The organism is Peptoniphilus hominis (ex Hitch et al. 2025), from assembly GCF_040096015.1.
In the GTDB taxonomy this organism is placed as follows: Bacteria; Bacillota; Clostridia; order Tissierellales; family Peptoniphilaceae; genus Peptoniphilus_A; species Peptoniphilus_A hominis.
This window is the reverse complement of sequence record NZ_JBBMFO010000050.1, coordinates 1-4,202: the sequence shown is the minus strand read 5'-3', so window position 1 is coordinate 4,202 and position 4,202 is coordinate 1. Positions and strand designations below refer to the sequence as shown.

The 4,202-nt window shown below is 29.9% G+C and carries 5 protein-coding genes and 1 pseudogene; all 6 read left to right on the top strand.

The window, feature by feature from the left end:
- Positions 1-167: 167 nt before the first annotated feature.
- Positions 168-1,157 (top strand): ORF6N domain-containing protein, encoded by a 990-nt coding sequence (locus WMO19_RS09495; RefSeq protein ID WP_005957950.1) that lies wholly within the window; start codon positions 168-170, stop codon positions 1,155-1,157.
- A gap of 111 nt (positions 1,158-1,268) precedes the next feature.
- Positions 1,269-1,454 carry a transposon-encoded TnpW family protein gene (locus WMO19_RS09490; RefSeq protein ID WP_002842105.1) on the top strand — a complete coding sequence of 62 codons (186 nt, stop codon included), beginning with the start codon at positions 1,269-1,271 and terminating at the stop codon, positions 1,452-1,454.
- An 11-nt stretch (positions 1,455-1,465) separates the two neighbouring features.
- Positions 1,466-2,281: pseudogene (locus tag WMO19_RS09485) on the top strand (VirD4-like conjugal transfer protein, CD1115 family); the annotation flags it as partial.
- A 151-nt stretch (positions 2,282-2,432) separates the two neighbouring features.
- Positions 2,433-3,296 carry an Abi family protein gene (locus WMO19_RS09480; RefSeq protein ID WP_349171610.1) on the top strand — a complete coding sequence of 288 codons (864 nt, stop codon included), beginning with the start codon at positions 2,433-2,435 and terminating at the stop codon, positions 3,294-3,296.
- Between the two features lie 190 nt (positions 3,297-3,486).
- Complete coding sequence (locus WMO19_RS09475) at positions 3,487-3,810, top strand: single-stranded DNA-binding protein (protein ID WP_349171609.1); 324 nt, start codon at positions 3,487-3,489, stop codon at positions 3,808-3,810.
- The gene (locus tag WMO19_RS09470) at positions 3,811-3,969 is read left to right on the top strand and encodes a Maff2 family mobile element protein (RefSeq protein ID WP_102722993.1); all 159 of its coding nucleotides are present in this window, start codon (positions 3,811-3,813) and stop codon (positions 3,967-3,969) included. It begins immediately after the preceding gene.
- Positions 3,970-4,202: the final 233 nt, after the last annotated feature.

Genomic DNA, 4,202 nt, shown 5'->3' with positions numbered 1-4,202 from the left:
AAGAATTTGTTTTGAGAGAGTTAATCGCAACACCGCCGGCATTGATTGGCAGATGGTTTTATGAAAATGTAAATAAGAGACTTGTAAAAAATGTGGAACACATCGGAAAAGCTGAAGGTGGAGTAGAAAAATATAAAAGAATTTAGATAATGTTGGAGGTGCATTTCATGGCAGAAGAAAATAAAGAGATAGTTATTGTAGATGATAAAACTATACAAGAAAAAATATATCTTATTCGTGGGCAAAAAGTAATGCTTGATGCAGATTTAGCTGAAATATATGGTTATGAAACAAAAAACTTTAATAGACAGGTAAAAAACAATATTGAGAAGTTTGAAGGCGAAGATTTTATGTTTCAACTTACCGAGAATGAATTTGAAAACTTGAGGTGCAAAAATTTCACCTCAAGTTGGGGCGGTTCAAGATACTTACCAAATGCCTTTACAGAACAAGGTATTTATATGCTTATGACGGTATTAAGAGGTGAACTTGCGATTAGGCAAAGTAGAGCCTTAATTAGAACATTTAAGCAGATGAAAGACTTTATAATCGAAAATCAAGATTTTATTAGCTCAAAAGAATTGGTACAAATAGCAGTACAGACAAATCAAAACACAAAGGATATAGCTGAAATAAAGTCGCAAATGGCTACAAAAGAAGATTTGAAAAAGGTTATGGATAATTTTATAGATCCAGACACATACAAGCATTTCCTTTTAATGAATGGAGATAAGATTGAAGCAGATGTTGCTTATACAAAAATATATAAGTCTGCAAAGAAAAGCATTTATGTAATAGATAACTATATAGGCTTGAAAACCTTAGAATTATTAAGAGCTGCAAAAGACAATGTTGAAATTATAGTCTTTAGCGACAATGTGAAAAACAAGGATATGCTGACAAAAAATATCCTAAACGATTTTAGAAAAGATTACCCTAATATCAATCTGAAGATGAAAATTGCAGGTAAAAAGTATCACGATAGATATATTGCCATTGACTATGGAACAGACAGTGAAGCCTTTTATCTTTGCGGAGCATCATCAAAAGATGCAGGAAATAAAATATCAAGTATTACAAAGATAGAGGAATCTTCCAAGGATATGTATCATACGATGTTTGGCGGAATGCTGAACAATAAGGATTTGAAAATTTAATATGTAAATGGTAAAGCGTTATTAAATGAATAGCTACAAGACTTGTGAAAGGCGGTAGAAATAAAACTCTATCGTCTTTTTTTGATTGCAACTAACAGGAGGGAAACTAATATGCACGAAAATAAAAACGAACAAAATACAGGAATAAAGACCATAAAGAAGATTGGAAAGGCAACTTATGAGGTTGTTGTCCATTTTAATGAAAATGCGACTGAAACTATGCAAGATAAATTGAAAAGGATAATGCTTAGGGAAATGGAGCGAGAAAAAGATAAAAAACCCCATAAAAATGATTAGAAAGTCCTTGACAAGTTGTTACAGGAAAAACTGCCAAATCAATCCTTATATCCTGTGGAGCAAGGCTTGCTCCATTTGATATTCAGGAACTTAGGGACTTAATGAAAGAAGATGAACTGGAGCTTGATACACTTGGAGAAAAGAAAACAGCTTTATTCGTAATAATATCGGATACAGATGATACATTTAACTTTGTAGTATCAATAATGTACTCACAATTATTTAATCTATTATGTGATAAAGCAGATGACGAATATGGCGGAAGACTTCCTATTCATGTGAGATGCCTACTTGATGAATTTGCAAATATCGGCTTAATTCCAAAGTTTGAAAAGCTGATAGCAACTATTAGAAGTAGAGAAATATCAGCTTGTATAATATTACAAGCACAATCACAACTAAAAAGTATCTATAAAGATAATGCCGATACCATAGTTGGCAATTGTGATTCTACATTATTTTTAGGAGGCAAAGAAAGAACAACATTAAAAGAATTATCTGAAAGTTTGGGCAAAGAAACCATAGACCTATATAACACATCAGAAACAAGATCAAATCAAAAGAGCTTTGGTTTAAATTATCAAAAAACCGGTAAGGAACTTATGAGTCAAGATGAAATAACTGTAATGGATGGTGGTAAGTGTATATACCAACTAAGAGGAGTAAGACCTTTCTTATCTTATAAATTTGATATTACAAAGCATAAGAATTACAAGTTATTGGAAGATTATGATAAGAGAAATATATTTGACATAGAGAAATACCTACAGAGAAAAGATGAGGTTAAGTTAAAAGAGAGTATGGTAGTTGAAATATTAGATGAATAAATTTAAAATTAGAAGTAAGATAGATATTTAGGAAAGATTAAAAGGAAATACTTGACAAAAAATATTTTATAACATATAATGATATCAACAGTACCCGACACGCCTCTTAACAATGCGGACCAAGTCGGGTCATTTGATTTTAGGAGAAAAAATGAAAAAAATTCATCAAGAACCGATTAGTATAGAAAATCAAGTAAAAAACTTAATAGACTTAGGACTTTTAGTAGAAGATAAAACTTATGCTAAGAAAATTCTTGGAAGAATATCCTATTACAGGCTGATTAAAGCTTATAGTATCACATTAAAAAAAGATGGAAGATATATATCAGGAACAAGTTTTGAAGATATTGTAAGTTTATATAAATTTGATAGAGAACTTAGACAGCTTATATTTGAAATAATAGAACATATTGAAGTTTCTTTAAGAGCAGTTATCACAAACTATTTTTCTTTAAGATATGGGAACTTTTCATATAAAGATATGAATAATTTTGAGAAACAAAAGGAACAAGAAAGGGTACTAGAAGAATTAGCAAGGGAAATTAAAAGAAATAGACGCTCACCATTTATAAAAAACTTTAAAGACAATTATGAAGGTGGAGAAATTCCACTCTATGCAGTGATAGAAGTAGCGAGTTTTGGAACCTTATCTAAAATGTATAAGAATATGAAAAATGAAGATAAAAGTAAAATTGCAAAAGTCTTTCATACAGACTACCATTACTTTGAATCTTGGATAGAAAATTTTGCCTATATAAGAAATATATGTGCCCATTATGGCAGGCTATATGGAGCAAAGCTTACAAAATCACCAAAGCTATATAAAGAATATTTAAAAAAGAATATTTCAAACAACACAATATTTGCTACATTAGTAAATCTTAAAATAGTTTCTGAAGAAGAAAATTACAAAAATTTTTATCATGATCTAACAGCACTAATAGCAAGATATGAAAATATTGAATTAAGACATGTTGGCTTTATAGAAAACTGGAAAGAATTACTAAAACCATAAAATTAAATAGAGAAATTTACACCGAAAAAAACATTTCGGTGTTTTTTTATGCCCAAAGGAGGAAGAATGAAATATATACGAGATGAGCCGAAAAAATAAGATACAGAGAAAAATGAAATATTAATGAATTAGAAGTAGAAGCGATAGAGAAAACTATCGCTTTTTTTATGGAATAAAGGAGATAGAACAAATGGAAAGAGAAATGCTAAATATTAATGGAAATCTAGTAGGAGAAGTAAAAACAACTGCAATAGATACAAAGGAAGGAGAAAAAGAGGTAGCTAACTTCACAATAGTTAGAAAGAACAAAGAAGAGGGAAAGGTTAAAAAAGAATATATCTACTGTAATCTCTACGGGGAAAAGGCAAAAAGTGTGAAGGAATTTAAAAGTGGAGAATACATCCATATTTTTGGATATTTTAAGGAAACAAAAAAAGAAGACAAGACATTTAAAAATTTTATAGTAAAGCACATAAATAAAATTAAAAAAGAAGAAAAAGAGGAGGAAATATAAATGGAATTTTTTACACAAGCAGTAAATGTATTAAAAATATTAGTTACAGCAATTGGTGCAGGTTTAGGAGCATGGGGAGTTATTAACTTAATGGAAGGTTATGGTAATGATAACCCTGGTGCTAAATCTCAAGGTATTAAGCAATTTATGGCAAAATAAGGACGGAATAACACAACAAATTCTCTAAAACAAAACACTAAATCAATGTAAGATTGAATGAAATCAATATTTATGCTATAATTAAATAAATCTAATGAAGAGAAAAAGAGGGATATTATGGCACTTAACTATAAACCATTATGGATACAGTTAGCGAAAAAAGGATTAAAGAAAACAGATGTAATAGCTATGGCAGGACTAACAACAAATGTTATGGCACAAATGGGCAAGGA

Bases quoted from the DNA above. Each gene is read 5' to 3' on its own strand.
- WMO19_RS09490 (WP_002842105.1), top strand. From the start codon at position 1,269: ATGCACGAAAATAAAAACGAACAAAATACAGGAATAAAGACCATAAAG.
- WMO19_RS09475 (WP_349171609.1), top strand. From the start codon at position 3,487: ATGGAAAGAGAAATGCTAAATATTAATGGAAATCTAGTAGGAGAAGTA.
- WMO19_RS09470 (WP_102722993.1), top strand. From the start codon at position 3,811: ATGGAATTTTTTACACAAGCAGTAAATGTATTAAAAATATTAGTTACA.
- WMO19_RS09495 (WP_005957950.1), top strand. From the start codon at position 168: ATGGCAGAAGAAAATAAAGAGATAGTTATTGTAGATGATAAAACTATA.
- WMO19_RS09480 (WP_349171610.1), top strand. From the start codon at position 2,433: ATGAAAAAAATTCATCAAGAACCGATTAGTATAGAAAATCAAGTAAAA.